The following is a 15696-nucleotide window of genomic DNA, read 5'->3' on the forward strand; positions in this document are numbered from 1 at the left end:
TTAAGCATGATTCTATTACTAAGTAGTGAGGTGCTTACACATGTCAGTTTTAGATAATTTTGATCAATGGAAGAGCTTTTTAGGAGAACGTTTAGAACAAGCGCAAGGAAAAGGTCTTGATGGTGGTGCTGTATCAGATATGGCATTTCGTGTTGGTGATTATTTAGCAAATGAAGTAGAAGCACGCAACGATCAAGAGAAATTATTAGCTGAACTTTGGAAAGTTGCTGACGAACAAGAGCAACATACAATCGCAAACTTAATGGTAAAGTTTGTACAACATAAGTAAAAAATAGAGAGGAGAATCTCCTCTCTATTTTTTTTGCATAATAATTGAAAGGGATAGATTATACATTTAGCTTCCCTATTAAGGTGAAATCATATAATATAGTACGTAGGTGTAAAGTAAGCAAGGGGAGTGATCTTGGATGATTGAATGGTATTTTGAATATGAAATACATAAAAACCGACCTGGCTTGCTTGGTGACGTTTCTTCGTTAATCGGTATGCTTGGCATTAATATTGTCACAATTAATGGTGTAGATAATGCACGACGTGGATTACTCCTTATGTGTGATAATCAAGAGCAAATCTCTAGACTTGAATCAATTTTAAATACGATGGATAACATAACGGTAACGAAATATCGTCCGCCAAAGCTAAGAGATAAGCTAGCGGTTAGACATGGTAGGTACATACAACGAGATGCAGATGATAAGAAGACATTTCGGTTTGTGCGTGATGAATTAGGGTTACTTGTAGACTTTATGGCTGAAATAATGAAAAAAGAAGGTCATAAACTAATTGGTATACGAGGAATGCCTCGTGTCGGAAAAACAGAATCCATTGTTGCTGCAAGTGTTTGTGCAAATAAAAGGTGGTTATTTGTATCATCTACTCTTATTAAGCAAACTGTTCGTAGTCAATTAATTGAAGATGAGTATAGCGATGACAATATTTTCATCCTAGATGGAATTGTGTCAACGAAGCGTGCTAACGAAAGACATTGGCAGCTCGTTCGTGAAATTATGAGATTGCCTGCAACGAAAGTTGTAGAACATCCTGATGTATTTGTGAGTCAGTCAGAATACACATTGGATGATTTTGATTATATTATCGAGTTGCGTAACGATTATGATGAAGAAATTCAATATAATTTAGTAGATGAAATTGAGCAAGGTACGCAAAATAATTTCTCTATGTTTGACTTTTAAAGAAATATTGAGGTGTTAGTAGTGACGGAATTGGGACAAAAGCTGAAAGAAGCAAGAGAAGCGAAAGGCTTGTCTATTGATCAGCTGCATGAGATTACAAAAATTCAAAAACGCCATTTAGTGGCAATTGAAGAAGGCAATTATGATGTATTGCCAGGAGCTTTTTATGCGCGTGCATTCATTAAACAATACGCAGATGTGGTTGGATTAAATGGAGAGGAACTGCTTGTAGAACATCAGAGTACGATACCACAATCTGAAAGGCGTGAAGTTCCACAAGTATCAACGGGACAAAAAACACAAGAAACAATGCAAAAATCTTCATCATGGCCAATTGCAGATCACATGCCGAAAATCTTAGTTGCGCTGTTAGTAATCGCAGTTGGAGTGGTAATCTGGTTTGTGTTTCAAGCGTTAACTGGAAAAGATGATGAAAAAGTTCCAAGCGCTCAAAGTGAGAAAATTGAAGTTCAAAAAGCGAAAGATTCTCCGTTAGATACGAAGAAAGATGAAGCGAAAGCGGAAGAGCCAAAAAAAGAGGAACCAAAAAAAGAAGAACCAAAGAAAGAGGAGCAACCAGCACAACCAACTGGACAGCAAGAAGTGAAAGTAGTTGGAACAACTGGAAAGGTATCTACTTTGGAAATTCATAATAATAAAACATTAGAACTGGAATTATCGGGTAAAGGTGCGAGTTATGTAGATGTTAAAGATGATGCTGGGAATGTGATTCTAAACGCTACAGTACAAGAGGGCCAAATAGAAAAACGTGATGTATCAACATTAAAAGAAGTGCGACTTAATATTGGAAATGCAACGAATGTTGAAGTTAAACTGAATGGCCAAGTGGTCGCTTATCCATTGGATCCAGAAAAAGAACTTCACCAAAGATTGGTGATAAAAAACCAAGGGATAGAGCAACCTGCACAATAACAGTCATCGCTTCGATGACTTTTTTTCGATGAACAAATGTTTTTGATATGATGGAGGAATAGCTGTGAATTTACCAAATAAAATTACAATATCTAGAATCTTCTTAATTCCAATTTTTATGGTAATTATGTTAGCACCCTTTGATTGGGGTTCATATAAAATTGGTGATGTTAATTTGCCAATTCAACATTTAGTGGGGGCGCTTATCTTTATCATTGCTTCAGCTACAGATTGGATTGATGGACATTATGCAAGAAAGTATAATCTTGTAACGAATTTAGGGAAGTTTCTTGACCCGTTAGCTGATAAATTACTTGTTTCGGCAGCACTTATTACATTGGTAGAGATGCAATATGTACCGGCTTGGATTGTTATTGTAATTATCAGTCGTGAGTTTGCAGTAACTGGTTTACGTCTTGTACTTGCTGGAACAGGGGAAGTAGTTGCAGCAAACCAGCTAGGGAAAATTAAGACATGGACACAAATTATTGCGATTGCAGCATATTTATTACACGATGTACCTTTAAATTTAATCCATATTCCAGTTGCGGATATCTTCATATGGATTGCATTAATCTTTACTGTTATTTCAGGATGGGATTATTTCTGGAAAAATAGAGCTGCTTTTGTAAACTCAAAATAGAAGTTTATGGGGGAATTGGGATGAATGCTGAGATTATTGCGGTTGGAACTGAATTATTACTTGGACAAATTGCAAATACAAACGCCCAGTTTTTATCTGAAAAGTTAGCTTCAATCGGAATTAACGTGTACTATCATACTGTTGTTGGTGATAATAATAAGCGACTGCAAAAGGCGATTGAAGCTGCGGAAGAACGTGCTGATATACTTATTTTTACAGGTGGATTAGGACCGACAAAAGATGATTTAACGAAAGAAACGATAGCTACTAGTTTAGATGAAGAGCTTGTGTATGATGAAAAGGCATTAGCCTTAATAAGTAATTACTTTAAGCGTACAGGCCGTGAATTTACGGAGAATAATAAAAAGCAAGCGCTCGTTTTAAATGGAGCAACAGTATTTGCAAATGACCACGGTATGGCGCCAGGTATGGGGGTAAATAAGAACGGAAAAGTTTATATTTTATTACCAGGGCCGCCAAAAGAAATGAAACCAATGTATGTAAGTTACGTAGAGCCTTTTTTACGTAATTTTACAACAGGAGAAAACATTTATTCTCGTGTGCTTCGTTTCTTTGGTATTGGGGAGTCCCAATTAGAGGTGAAAGTTCAAGATTTAATTGATGGACAAACAAACCCAACAATTGCCCCGTTAGCAAATGATGGAGAAGTGACATTACGTTTAACCGCTAAGCATCAAAATGTTAGCGAAGCGGAGAAACTAATTCAACATGTGGAAGATTTGATTTTAGAAAGAGTAGGAGAATTTTTCTACGGATATGACCAAGAATTTTTGCATTATAAGGCAATCGAGTTATTGAAGAGAAAAGGGTTAACTTTAGCGTGTGCAGAAAGTTTAACAGGTGGTTTTTTTGGAAATCAAGTAACTGAAAACGCTGGTGTTTCTTCTGTATTTAAAGGCGGTGTCATTTGTTATCATAATGATGTGAAGCAACATGTTTTACGTGTGCCTGAAGAAGTATTGCATACTGATGGTGCAGTTAGTAAAGAATGTGCTCGTTATCTTGCTGAAAATGTTAAGGATGTATTAAAAGCGGATATCGGAATTAGTTTCACTGGGGTAGCAGGGCCAGATGCTTCAGAACAGAAAGAACCAGGAACAGTATTTGTTGGGCTTTCGATTAAGGATGAACCAACTGTAGTCTTTCCTCTTAATTTAAGCGGAAGTCGTCAACAAATTAGAGAACGAACAGCAAAATATGGATTTTATCATTTATATAAAAAGCTAGAAGAGATATAAGTTTCTTCTAGCTTTTTTTACGTTTAAATTTAGATATTATTTGATAGAAAATAAAAAAATCGAATAAATGTTCGATTTTGTTGGCAAATTGAATTGAAAATAGGTATAATAAGATTAGCAATTCAGTTAAGGAGGAATTTTGAATGAGTGATCGTCAAGCAGCGTTAGATATGGCGTTAAAACAAATAGAGAAGCAATTCGGTAAAGGTTCAATTATGAAATTAGGAGAACAAGCAGAGCGTAGAGTTTCTACGGTTTCTAGTGGTTCTTTAGCACTTGATGTGGCACTAGGAGTAGGCGGATATCCACGTGGCCGTATTATCGAAATTTACGGACCTGAAAGTTCAGGTAAAACGACAGTTTCATTACATGCAATTGCAGAAGTACAACGTCAAGGTGGACAAGCAGCATTCATCGATGCGGAGCACGCAATGGATCCTGTATATGCACAAAAATTAGGCGTTAACATAGATGAATTACTATTATCACAGCCTGATACAGGGGAGCAAGGATTAGAAATCGCGGAAGCACTTGTACGAAGTGGTGCGGTTGACATTATCGTAATTGACTCTGTAGCAGCTCTTGTACCGAAAGCAGAGATTGAAGGCGACATGGGTGACTCACATGTAGGCTTACAAGCACGTTTAATGTCACAAGCACTGCGTAAGCTTTCAGGAGCAATCAACAAATCAAAAACAATTGCAATCTTTATTAACCAAATTCGTGAAAAAGTTGGGGTTATGTTCGGAAACCCAGAAACAACTCCAGGTGGTCGTGCGTTGAAATTCTATTCAACTGTACGTCTTGAAGTGCGTCGTGCGGAGCAATTAAAGCAAGGTAACGACATCGTTGGTAATAAAACAAAAGTAAAAGTAGTGAAAAATAAAGTAGCACCACCATTCCGTGTTGCGGAAGTTGATATTATGTACGGAGAAGGTATTTCAAGAGAAGGTGAAATCTTGGATATGGCTTCTGAGCTTGATATCGTTCAAAAGAGCGGTGCTTGGTATTCTTATAATGAAGAACGCCTAGGACAAGGTCGTGAAAATTCGAAGCAGTTCTTAAAAGAAAATACAGATTTAAGAGAAGAAATTGCCTTCTTTATTCGTGAGCATCACGGAATTAGTGAAGATTCTGGTGCTGAGGGCGCAGAAGATTCAACTCTTCTTGATTAAAAAATAAAAGACACGGCCTCGTGTCTTTTATTTTTTTATCTACTATTAAGGAGCATAATACTATTGATAAAAATATTTTTTTACTTCAAATGGGTTGTGTAAAGAGGGATATTTAAATATTTTAAGGAAAAGAATTGGGAATTACTAAGGTTTTCCAGTATAGTAGGCTCCTTACTTTTTAAATTTACATCACATTCAAGGCTGAAGGTAAAGAAAGTAAAAGTAGACAACGCTTGACAATGAAAATTACGATAGATACAATGAGAATGTATATTTTTTCTTATATACGATATACTCTTCTCAAGAAGAGAAGTAATATTCGGAGTAAGGTTTAAATCTTACCGAAATAATAATATGACATTTTAATTGTGAAATGAAGAAAGTCCCTTAAAAAAGCGGGACGACGGTCTTTGCTGTATGTTGTAATTTAATGTACATGCCGACAGTCTTTTTTCATTCATAGCAAGGGGAGGTGAAATCATGAGTAGTACAGTTTGGATACTCATCTCCATTTTGCTTGCAACAACAGTCGGTGCAGTTGTTGGCTTTTTTGTTCGAAAGTCTATTGCTGAAGCGAAGATTAATGGTGCGGCTAATGAAGCGAAACGTATTCTAGACGAAGCGAATCGTGAGGCTGAAGCACTTAAGAAAGAAGCGCTTTTAGAAGCAAAGGATGAAATTCATACACTTCGTACAGAAGCTGAATTAGAAATTCGTGACCGTAGAAGCGAATTACAAAAACAAGAAAATCGTTTAATGCAAAAAGAAGAGAACCTTGATCGTAAAGACGAAACGCTCGATAAACGCGAGCAGCAGTTAGAGAAGAAAGAGGATTCTCTTGTAGCGAGACAACAACAGATTGAAGAGTTGGAAAGCAAAGTGGGAGAGTTAGTTCAAAAGCAACAAACGGAATTAGAGCGCATTTCCAATCTGACACGCGAACAAGCGAAAGCAATTATTCTTGGTAAAGTAGAAAATGAAGTTTCTCATGAAATCGCTGTTATGGTAAAAGAAAGTGAAGTTCGCGCGAAAGAAGAAGCGGATAAGAAAGCAAAAGAGATTTTATCTCTTGCAATGCAAAGATGTGCAGCTGATCATGTTGCTGAAACAACCGTTTCGGTTGTAAATCTTCCAAATGACGAAATGAAGGGACGTATTATCGGGCGTGAAGGTCGTAATATTCGTACGTTAGAAACGTTAACGGGTATTGACTTAATTATCGATGATACACCAGAGGCGGTAATCCTTTCTGGATTCGACCCAATTCGTCGTGAAACAGCTCGTATCGCTCTTGATAAACTAGTACAGGACGGACGTATTCACCCAGCGCGTATTGAAGAGATGGTCGAAAAATCAAGACGTGAAGTGGACGAGTATATTCGCGAAGTCGGAGAGCAAACAACGTTTGAAGTGGGTGTTCACGGATTACATCCAGATTTAATTAAAATTTTAGGCCGTTTAAAATACCGTACAAGTTATGGTCAAAACGTCTTAAAACACTCTATGGAAGTTGCATATTTAACTGGACTTATGGCGGCAGAGCTTGGCGAGGATGAAAAACTAGCAAGACGTGCTGGTCTATTACATGATATCGGAAAAGCGATAGACCATGAAGTAGAAGGTAGCCACGTTGAAATTGGTGTTGAACTCGCAACGAAATACAAAGAGCATCCTGTAGTTATAAACAGTATCGCATCTCACCATGGTGACACAGAACCAACTTCTATCATTGCAGTTTTAGTTGCAGCAGCAGATGCTTTATCAGCTGCAAGACCGGGAGCTCGTAGTGAAACACTTGAAAACTATATTCGTCGTCTTGAAAAGTTAGAAGAGATTTCAGAGTCTTATGAAGGCGTTGAAAAATCATTTGCAATTCAAGCAGGACGTGAAGTTCGTATTTTGGTAAAACCAGATACAATCGATGACTTAGAAGCTCATCGTTTAGCTCGTGATATCCGAAAACGTATTGAAAATGAACTGGATTACCCAGGACATATTAAAGTAACTGTTATTCGTGAAACGCGTGCAGTGGAATACGCAAAATAAAGTGGTGAAACACCACTTTATTTTTTTGTGTTGGAATTGGATAAAATAAAGACAGTTAGTTATATAGCATAAAAGTGAAACAAACTTATAATAAAGATATTATAAGGAATTTACTTGATGCTATAGCAATAAAAAATGCAGTACATAGAAAGGATAAGACATATGAGAATATTATTTGTTGGGGATGTAGTAGGATCTCCTGGTAGAGGTATGATTCAACAATACGTACCGGCATTAAAGAAAAAATATACACCTACAGTAACAATCATTAATGGAGAAAACGCAGCAGGTGGCCGTGGGATTACAGAAAAAATATATCGAAACTTTTTAGAGTGTGGGGCGCAGGCAGTTACACTTGGAAACCACGCTTGGGATAATCGTGAAGTATTTGAATTCATCGATGATGCAAAATATCTTGCAAGACCAGCAAACTTCCCAGAAGGAACTCCAGGAAAAGGACTTATATTTGTGAACTGTAATGGAACAGAAGTTGCAGTTATTAACTTACAAGGACGTACTTTCCTTCCTCCAATTGATTGTCCATTCCGTAAAGTGGATGAATTAATTAATATTGCGAAAAAGCGTACGAATATTATATTTGTTGATTTCCATGCGGAGACTACAAGTGAAAAACAAGCGCTAGGTTGGTATGTAGATGGACGTGCTACAGCAGTAGTAGGTACGCATACGCATGTCCCTACAGCGGATAACCGTATTTTACCAAGCGGAACGGCATACATTACAGATGTTGGGATGACAGGGCCGTATGACGGAATATTAGGTATGGACAGAGAAGCAGTATTGAAGAAGTTTTTAACAAACTTACCAGTACGATTTGAAGTAACAAATGGTAGAACGCAATTAAGTGCAGTGTTAATTGATGTGGATCCAAATACAGGAAAAGCAAAGAAAATTGAACGTATTTTAATTAATGACGATCAACCATTTTTCGAGTAAATTTTCGTTAAATTTTAGATAAGTTATTATATTTTAATTTTTTAGAAAAATTACGAAAATTTAGCAGGAATACGCGCCATTCCTCGTGAATATAAGTTAAAGTGAAATAATTGCTAATACTTTTTAAAGAAACGAGGAGGAAACGCGGAATGGAAATATTAAAAGTTAAAGCAACGTCGGTCCCTAATTCTGTAGCTGGTGCACTTGCAGGTGTTATTCGCGAACGCGGAACAGCAGAAATTCAAGCTATTGGTGCAGGTGCATTGAACCAAGCTGTAAAGGCAGTAGCAATCGCAAGAGGATTTGTAGCGCCTAGTGGTTTGGACCTGATTTGTATCCCAGCGTTTACAGATATTATGATTGATGGCGAAGAGCGTACAGCAATAAAATTAATTGTAGAACCTCGTTAAGTTTAAACAACCTGTTTGCAGTATGCAAACAGGTTGTTTTTATAATGGAGGAATGAAAATGAAAATTTTTGATGCTCATTGTGACGTGCTTCTTCAGTTATGGAGTGCACAAGGGAAAAGGAATTTTAAAGATGATTCAAAATTACATATTACATTTGAACAGTTAAAGAGAAGAAAAGGAAGTATACAATGTTTTGCTATATATGTGCCAGAAACAGTGGCATATGAAAACCGATTTGAAGTAGCATTACAAATGGTGGATATTTTTTATAATGAAATTTTATCCCTACCAGGTGTAAAGTTTATTCAGACAAAAGATGATATTAACGTGTTAAAACAGGACGAGGTTGGAGCGATATTAACACTAGAAGGATGCGAAGCAATTGGAAAAGATGCAATGAAATTACGGTTGTTGTATCGCCTAGGAGTACGTTCTTTTGGACTGACATGGAACTATGCCAATTTCTTAGCTGATGGTGCGCTAGAGACGCGTGGGGCGGGTTTAACGACTTTTGGTAAACAAGTTGTACAAGAACTTAATACGTTACATGTATGGACTGATGTGTCTCATCTGAATGAAAGAAGCTTTTGGGATGTGATAGAAATTGTAAAAAATCCTATTGCCTCCCACTCAAATTGTATGAAACTTTGTGAGCACCCACGTAATTTGAATGATGAACAACTTAAAGCTCTTATAAAGAAAAATGGCATGATCGGTGTCACTTTTGTACCACAGTTCCTAACGAATGAAAATGAAGCAAATATAACAGATATAATAAAACATATCGAATATATTTGCTTGCTAGGTGGAGAAAACAATATAGGGTTTGGTTCAGATTTTGATGGGATTGTAGATACAGTTGTAAATGTATCAGCGTATCGAGATTATGAAAATGTAATGAACGAGCTTTGCAAACACTATGCTGCATCTACTGTAGAACGATTTTTATATGATAATTTTGTAGAACATATGAGTTTCTGAATTCTGACTTAAAATTCAGAAAAATTAAAATTAATTCATTTGATTTTATTGCTTTTTTTAAGACCTAATACTAGAATGAAAAACAAAATAGCTTTATACTAAAGATTCAGGGAAATCAGAAGAGGCATAATTTGCGTCCGTTGTAGTTTATTTGCATAAAAAATGCTAAACTATTACTGTAAAAAAATACACTACAATGAATGCAGCCAAAAGGGGTGTAGGAGATGATTAGTCAACTTTCATGGAAAGTTGGAGGCCAACAAGGTGAAGGAATTGAAAGTACAGGAGAAATCTTCTGTATTGCATTAAACCGATTAGGATATTACCTATACGGTTACCGCCACTTCTCATCACGTATAAAAGGCGGCCATACAAATAATAAAATTCGTGTAAGTACAACAGAAGTACGAGCGATCTCAGATGATTTAGATATTTTAATTGCTTTTGACCAAGAAACAATTGATTTTAATTTCCACGAACTACGTCCAGGTGGAATTGTAGTTGCGGATGCGAAATTTAATCCAACAATACCTGACAATACAGATGTAAATCTATATGTGATACCGTTTACAGATATTGCTTCGGAATTAGGCACATCATTAATGAAAAACATGGTTGCTGTTGGAGCATCAAGTGCAGTATTAGGATTAGATGAAACAGCTTATTTAGATGTTGTTGAAGAAATCTTTGGTCGTAAAGGAGAGCAAGTCGTTCAAAAGAATATGGACGCAATTAAACGTGGCTCTCAATATATGAAAGAATTACTAGGTGAGAAAGTAAACATGATGCAGCTTGAAAAAGCTGATGGTAAAAAACGCATGTTTATGATTGGAAACGATGCAATTGCATTTGGTGCGGTAGCTGGTGGTGCTCGTTTTATGTCAGCATACCCAATCACACCTGCATCAGAAATTATGGAATATTTAATTAAAAAATTACCGAAAGTCGGCGGAACAGTAATCCAAACTGAGGATGAAATCGCAGCTTGTACAATGGCAATCGGTGCAAACTATGCTGGTGTTCGTACATTAACGGCATCTGCTGGTCCTGGTCTTTCATTAATGATGGAAGCAATCGGTTTAGCAGGTATTACAGAAACCCCATTAGTAATTGTTGATACACAACGTGGCGGCCCAAGTACAGGATTACCAACGAAGCAAGAACAGTCTGACTTAATGGCGATGATTTACGGTACGCATGGTGAAATTCCAAAAATCGTAATGGCGCCAAGTACAGTTGAAGAAGCTTTCTATGACATTGTAGAAGCATTTAACTTATCTGAAGAATATCAAGTTCCTGTTATTTTCTTAACAGATTTACAGCTTTCGTTAGGAAAACAAACAGTAGAACCACTTAAATTAGATAAAGTGGAAATTCGTCGTGGTAAGCTTGATTTAGAAGCGGAATTACCAGAACGTGAAAATAAAGCATACTTCAAGCGTTATGAAGTAACAGAAGACGGCGTTTCACCGCGTGTTTTACCTGGTATGAAAAATGGTGTTCACCATGTTACAGGTGTAGAACATGATGAAACTGGAAAACCATCGGAATCAGCAATAAACCGTAAAGATCAAATGGACAAACGTTTCCGTAAAATGGAGAACTTGAAGTTTAATACCCCTGTTTATAAAAATGTTAAGCATGAAGAAGCAGACGTATTGCTTGTTGGATTTAACTCAACTCGTGGTGCAATCGAAGAGGCAATGACGCGTTTAGAACAAGAGGGTATGAAAGTAAACCATGCTCATGTGCGTTTAATTCACCCGTTCCCAACAGCTGAAATCGATCCACTTGTGAAAAAGGCGAAGCGTGTTGTAGTAGTAGAAAACAATGCAACAGGTCAGCTTGCTAACATTATGAAAATGAATCTTGGTAATGGTGAGAAAATTTCTAGTCTTTTAAAATATGATGGAAACCCATTCTTGCCGAAAGAGATTTACAACGAATGCAAAAAAGGGGTTGTATTAAATGGCAACATTTAAGGACTTTCGTAACAGTGTAAAGCCAAACTGGTGCCCAGGTTGCGGAGACTTCTCAGTGCAAGCTGCAATTCAACGTGCAGCAGCTAACGTTGGTTTAAATCCAGATGAACTTGCTGTTATTTCTGGTATCGGCTGTTCAGGCCGTATTTCAGGTTATATTAATTCATATGGTGTGCATAGTATTCATGGTCGTGCCCTTCCGATTGCACAAGGTGTGAAAATGGCAAATCGTGATTTAACAGTTATCGCTTCAGGTGGTGATGGTGATGGATTTGCGATTGGTATGGGACATACAATCCATTCTATTCGTCGTAATATCGACATTACGTACATCGTAATGGATAACCAAATTTACGGATTAACAAAAGGGCAAACTTCACCACGTAGTGAAGCTGGATTTAAAACGAAAAGCACACCACAAGGTTCAATTGAACCATCACTAAATGTAATGGAAATGGCTTTAACAGCTGGTGCGACATTTGTGGCGCAAAGCTTTTCGAGTGATTTAAAAGAATTAACACAAATTATTGAAGCTGGTATTAACCATAAAGGATTCTCATTAATTAACGTATTTAGCCCATGTGTTACTTACAATAAAGTAAATACTTACGATTGGTTTAAAGAGAACTTAACGAAACTAAGCACGGTAGAGGGATATGATCCATCTAATCGTATGATGGCTATGCAAACGTTAATGGAAAATAACGGTTTAGTAACAGGTTTAATTTATCAAAATACTAAGCAACCATCATATCAAGAACTTGTTAAAGGCTATAGTGAAGAGCCTTTAGTGAAATCTGATTTAAATATGGATCAGAAAATGTTTGATGAGCTTGTTGCTGAATTTATGTAATGTAAGAAGAGGAGGTTGCCAATTTGGCAACCTTTTTTATGCGCAAAAATATAGGATAGTCTTGTTTACTTAGAAAATTCAGAATGGTAAAATAATATATAAATCGTTGTATGAAAATAGCAAGTTCATTGCTTATGAAATGTAAGATAATAAAGGACCTCTTTATTGTTAAAATTGGCGAAATACATCATACTATGGTAATGTTTATAGGGATAAAGCAATATGCTTTTGGGTAGGACAACAAGAAATGATAAAAAGGGAATGTCTATTTGCGTGGGGAAGACTTCATTCTTATGAATGATTAGATTGATTACTCAAGTTTCAAAGGACAAGTTATCTCTCAAGCTATCTAACCATTTTTGAGGTGAGTCTAGGCGCATTAAAATGGACTATAGAGTATGTATAGTTAAGGGTGAAAGGAGATTACCGATGAACGAGCAACAACGATTAGCAAGTCAACAAGCAAATTCCTCTACGAAAAAAGAAGAGAAAGATTATAGTAAATACTTTGAAAGTGTATATCAACCACCTTCCTTAAAGGATGCGAAAAAGCGGGGGAAAGAAGAAGTTAAAATTGAACGGGATTTTGGCTTACCTGAAGAGTTTCGCAATTTTGGTACAGGAAGAAAATTCTATATTCGTACATATGGTTGTCAAATGAATGAGCATGATACGGAAGTAATGGCAGGTATTTTCACAACGCTTGGATATGAACCAACTTTTTCAACTGAGGATGCAGATGTAGTTTTATTAAATACTTGTGCGATTCGTGAAAATGCTGAAAATAAAGTGTTTGGTGAACTAGGCCATTTAAAGTCACTCAAACGAAGAAATCCGGACCTTTTAATTGGTGTATGTGGTTGTATGTCTCAAGAAGAATCTGTTGTAAATAAAATTATGCAAAAAAATCAGCATGTAGATATGGTATTTGGAACGCATAATATTCATAGATTACCGTACATTCTAAAAGATGCGATGTTCTCGAAAGAGACGGTAGTTGAAGTATGGTCAAAAGAAGGTGACGTAATTGAAAACCTTCCGAAAGTACGTCGTGGTGACATTAAAGCTTGGGTAAATATTATGTATGGCTGTGATAAGTTCTGTACGTATTGTATTGTACCGTATACACGAGGAAAAGAGCGAAGCAGACGTCCAGAAGATATTATCCAAGAGATTCGTCATTTAGCTGCAAATGGTTATAAAGAAATTACGTTACTTGGACAAAACGTAAATGCATATGGTAAAGACTTTGAAGATATAGAATACGGTCTTGGCGATTTAATGGACGAGCTCCGTAAAGTTGATATTGCCCGTATTCGTTTTACAACGAGTCATCCACGTGATTTCGATGATCACTTAATTGAAGTGCTTGGCAAAGGTGGCAACCTAGTAGAACATATCCATTTACCAGTTCAATCTGGAAGTACAGATATGCTGAAAATTATGGCGCGTAAATATTCGCGTGAGCATTATTTAGAACTTGTAAGAAAAATTAAAGAAGCAATTCCAGATGCAGTATTAACGACAGATATTATCGTTGGTTTCCCAAATGAAACAGATGAGCAATTTGAAGAAACGATGTCGTTATATCGTGAAGTAGGATTTGATACTGCCTTTACATTTATTTATTCTCCTCGCGAAGGTACACCAGCTGCAAAAATGAAAGATAATGTACCGATGGAAGTGAAGAAAGAACGTCTTCAACGCTTAAATACACTAGTAAATACGTTGGCAATTGAAAAGAATAGTCGTTATAAAGGTCAAATTGTAGAAGTGTTAGTTGATGGGGAAAGTAAAAATAATCCGGAAGTACTTGCAGGTTATACTCGTACGAATAAACTTGTAAACTTCGTCGCTTCAAAATCTTTAATTGGTCAGCTTGTGAAAGTAAAAGTAACGGAAGCAAAAACTTGGTCTCTTAACGGGGAATTAGTTGAAGAGCCGATTGAGGTGAAATAATAGATGAAAGTATATTCGAAAGATGACATTGTTGAACAAGCGAAAGAATTAGCAAAAATGATTTCTGAAACAGAAGAAGTTGATTTTTTTAAGAAAGCAGAGGCGCAAATTCATAAAAATGAAAATGTAAAGCGCGCAATCGATGAAATTAAAGCACTGCAAAAACAAGCTGTAAACTTGCAACATTACGGGAAATGGGAAGCTTTAAAAAAGGTAGAAGCTGAAATTGATGCATTGCAAGATAAGTTAGACAGTATTCCAGTCGTACAACAATTTAAATCTTCACAAACATACGTAAATGACTTATTACAGTTAGTTGCTAGTACAATTTCTAACAACGTAACAGATGAAATATTAATTTCAACTGGTGGCGATGTACTAAAGGGTGAAACTGGCGCAGCGGTAGAAAGTAAAAAAGGAAATTGTGGTTGTTAAAGAGATGTCATATTGACATCTCTTTTTTTTGTGGATTAAACGTAAGTTCTTCTCAAAAAAAGAATGACACATTCCGCTATTGTCACGCATATGATTAAGTGAATAGTGATTGAGGAGGGTTACGAATGTCCGAATTTAGAGAGATTATTACAAAAGCAGTGGTTGGAAAAGGACGTAAGTATACAAAGTCAACGCATACATGTGAATCGAATAATGAACCAACAAGTATTTTAGGGTGCTGGGTAATTAACCACTCGTACGAAGCAAGAAAGAATGGAAAGCATGTGGAAATTGAAGGTTTCTATGATGTGAACACTTGGTATTCATTTGATGGAAATACAAAGACTGAAGTTGTAACAGAACGTGTGAACTACACGGACGAAGTAAGTATTGGTTATCGTGATAAAAACTTTTCTGGTGACGATTTAGAAATTATTGCTCGTGTTATTCAGCCGCCAAATTGTTTAGAAGCACTTGTATCACCAAATGGTAATAAAATTGTTGTAACTGTAGAACGTGAATTTGTAACAGAAGTAGTTGGAGAAACGAAAATTTGTGTAAGTGTAAATCCTGAAGGCTGCGTAGAATCAGATGATGATTTCCAAATTGCTGATGATGAATTTGAAGAATTAGATCCAAACTTTATCGTTGATGCAGAAGAAGAGTAATAGAAAGCTAGGGAGAAGTTCTTCCTAGCTTTTTACTTTACATAAGTGGCGCTGAATGAACATGATTCTTTATGAAATATGTTATAATGAAGAAAGACTCCTGAAATAGGAGATAAGAGTGTCCGTGAAATGCGACATATATGAAAATAGATTATCATGTAAGAATTATGGAGGAAAAGT

15 protein-coding genes are annotated in these 15696 nt (G+C 36.4%); all 15 read left to right on the forward strand.

Going from position 1 to position 15696, the window contains the following annotated elements:
• Positions 1 to 40 precede the first annotated feature (40 nt).
• The 15 genes from ACTFRH_RS17905 (at position 41) to cotE (ending at position 15516) form a co-directional block, all read left to right on the forward strand.
• Entirely contained in the window at positions 41 to 289 is a 249-nt protein-coding gene (locus ACTFRH_RS17905) for a DUF3243 domain-containing protein (RefSeq protein ID WP_000114454.1), read from the forward strand.
• A gap of 139 nt (positions 290 to 428) precedes the next feature.
• Positions 429 to 1214, forward strand: coding sequence for a DUF3388 domain-containing protein (locus ACTFRH_RS17910; RefSeq protein WP_000574107.1), 786 nt, complete (start codon positions 429 to 431; stop codon positions 1212 to 1214).
• 21 nt (positions 1215 to 1235) lie between these two features.
• The gene (locus ACTFRH_RS17915) at positions 1236 to 2147 is read left to right on the forward strand and encodes a helix-turn-helix domain-containing protein (protein WP_000137469.1); all 912 of its coding nucleotides are present in this window, start codon (positions 1236 to 1238) and stop codon (positions 2145 to 2147) included.
• Between the two features lie 64 nt (positions 2148 to 2211).
• The gene (gene pgsA, locus ACTFRH_RS17920) at positions 2212 to 2790 is read left to right on the forward strand and encodes a CDP-diacylglycerol--glycerol-3-phosphate 3-phosphatidyltransferase (protein ID WP_001052968.1); all 579 of its coding nucleotides are present in this window, start codon (positions 2212 to 2214) and stop codon (positions 2788 to 2790) included.
• A 20-nt stretch (positions 2791 to 2810) separates the two neighbouring features.
• Positions 2811 to 4049: a competence/damage-inducible protein CinA gene (cinA, locus tag ACTFRH_RS17925; RefSeq protein ID WP_000990698.1), complete on the forward strand. Its 1239-nt coding sequence runs from the start codon at positions 2811 to 2813 to the stop codon at positions 4047 to 4049.
• Between the two features lie 143 nt (positions 4050 to 4192).
• Positions 4193 to 5224, forward strand: coding sequence for a recombinase RecA (gene recA / locus ACTFRH_RS17930; RefSeq protein WP_001283860.1), 1032 nt, complete (start codon positions 4193 to 4195; stop codon positions 5222 to 5224).
• Positions 5225 to 5704: 480 nt separating this feature from the next.
• Complete coding sequence (rny, locus tag ACTFRH_RS17935) at positions 5705 to 7270, forward strand: ribonuclease Y (RefSeq protein WP_000099769.1); 1566 nt, start codon at positions 5705 to 5707, stop codon at positions 7268 to 7270.
• Positions 7271 to 7432: 162 nt separating this feature from the next.
• Positions 7433 to 8227, forward strand: coding sequence for a TIGR00282 family metallophosphoesterase (locus ACTFRH_RS17940; RefSeq protein WP_001221095.1), 795 nt, complete (start codon positions 7433 to 7435; stop codon positions 8225 to 8227).
• Positions 8228 to 8376: 149 nt separating this feature from the next.
• The gene (gene spoVS / locus ACTFRH_RS17945) at positions 8377 to 8637 is read left to right on the forward strand and encodes a stage V sporulation protein SpoVS (protein WP_000404341.1); all 261 of its coding nucleotides are present in this window, start codon (positions 8377 to 8379) and stop codon (positions 8635 to 8637) included.
• A 58-nt stretch (positions 8638 to 8695) separates the two neighbouring features.
• On the forward strand, positions 8696 to 9619 hold the full coding sequence (locus tag ACTFRH_RS17950; RefSeq protein ID WP_000688040.1) for a dipeptidase: 924 nt from the start codon (positions 8696 to 8698) through the stop codon (positions 9617 to 9619).
• A gap of 224 nt (positions 9620 to 9843) precedes the next feature.
• Complete coding sequence (locus ACTFRH_RS17955; RefSeq protein WP_000625417.1) at positions 9844 to 11601, forward strand: 2-oxoacid:acceptor oxidoreductase subunit alpha; 1758 nt, start codon at positions 9844 to 9846, stop codon at positions 11599 to 11601.
• Entirely contained in the window at positions 11588 to 12454 is an 867-nt protein-coding gene (locus ACTFRH_RS17960) for a 2-oxoacid:ferredoxin oxidoreductase subunit beta (RefSeq protein WP_000190155.1), read from the forward strand. The genes ACTFRH_RS17955 and ACTFRH_RS17960 overlap by 14 nt, the downstream gene beginning before the upstream one ends.
• 429 nt (positions 12455 to 12883) lie before the next feature.
• Entirely contained in the window at positions 12884 to 14413 is a 1530-nt protein-coding gene (gene miaB, locus ACTFRH_RS17965) for a tRNA (N6-isopentenyl adenosine(37)-C2)-methylthiotransferase MiaB (protein WP_001005391.1), read from the forward strand.
• Between the two features lie 3 nt (positions 14414 to 14416).
• Positions 14417 to 14848 (forward strand): RicAFT regulatory complex protein RicA family protein, encoded by a 432-nt coding sequence (locus ACTFRH_RS17970; protein ID WP_000870461.1) that lies wholly within the window; start codon positions 14417 to 14419, stop codon positions 14846 to 14848.
• A gap of 125 nt (positions 14849 to 14973) precedes the next feature.
• Positions 14974 to 15516, forward strand: a complete 543-nt coding sequence (cotE, locus tag ACTFRH_RS17975) for an outer spore coat protein CotE (protein ID WP_001288799.1) — start codon at positions 14974 to 14976, stop codon at positions 15514 to 15516.
• The last annotated feature ends 180 nt before the right edge of the window (positions 15517 to 15696 follow it).

The sequence above is a fragment of the Bacillus cereus group sp. MYBK216-1 genome, assembly GCF_051916495.1.
GTDB lineage: Bacteria > Bacillota > Bacilli > Bacillales > Bacillaceae_G > Bacillus_A > Bacillus_A thuringiensis_K.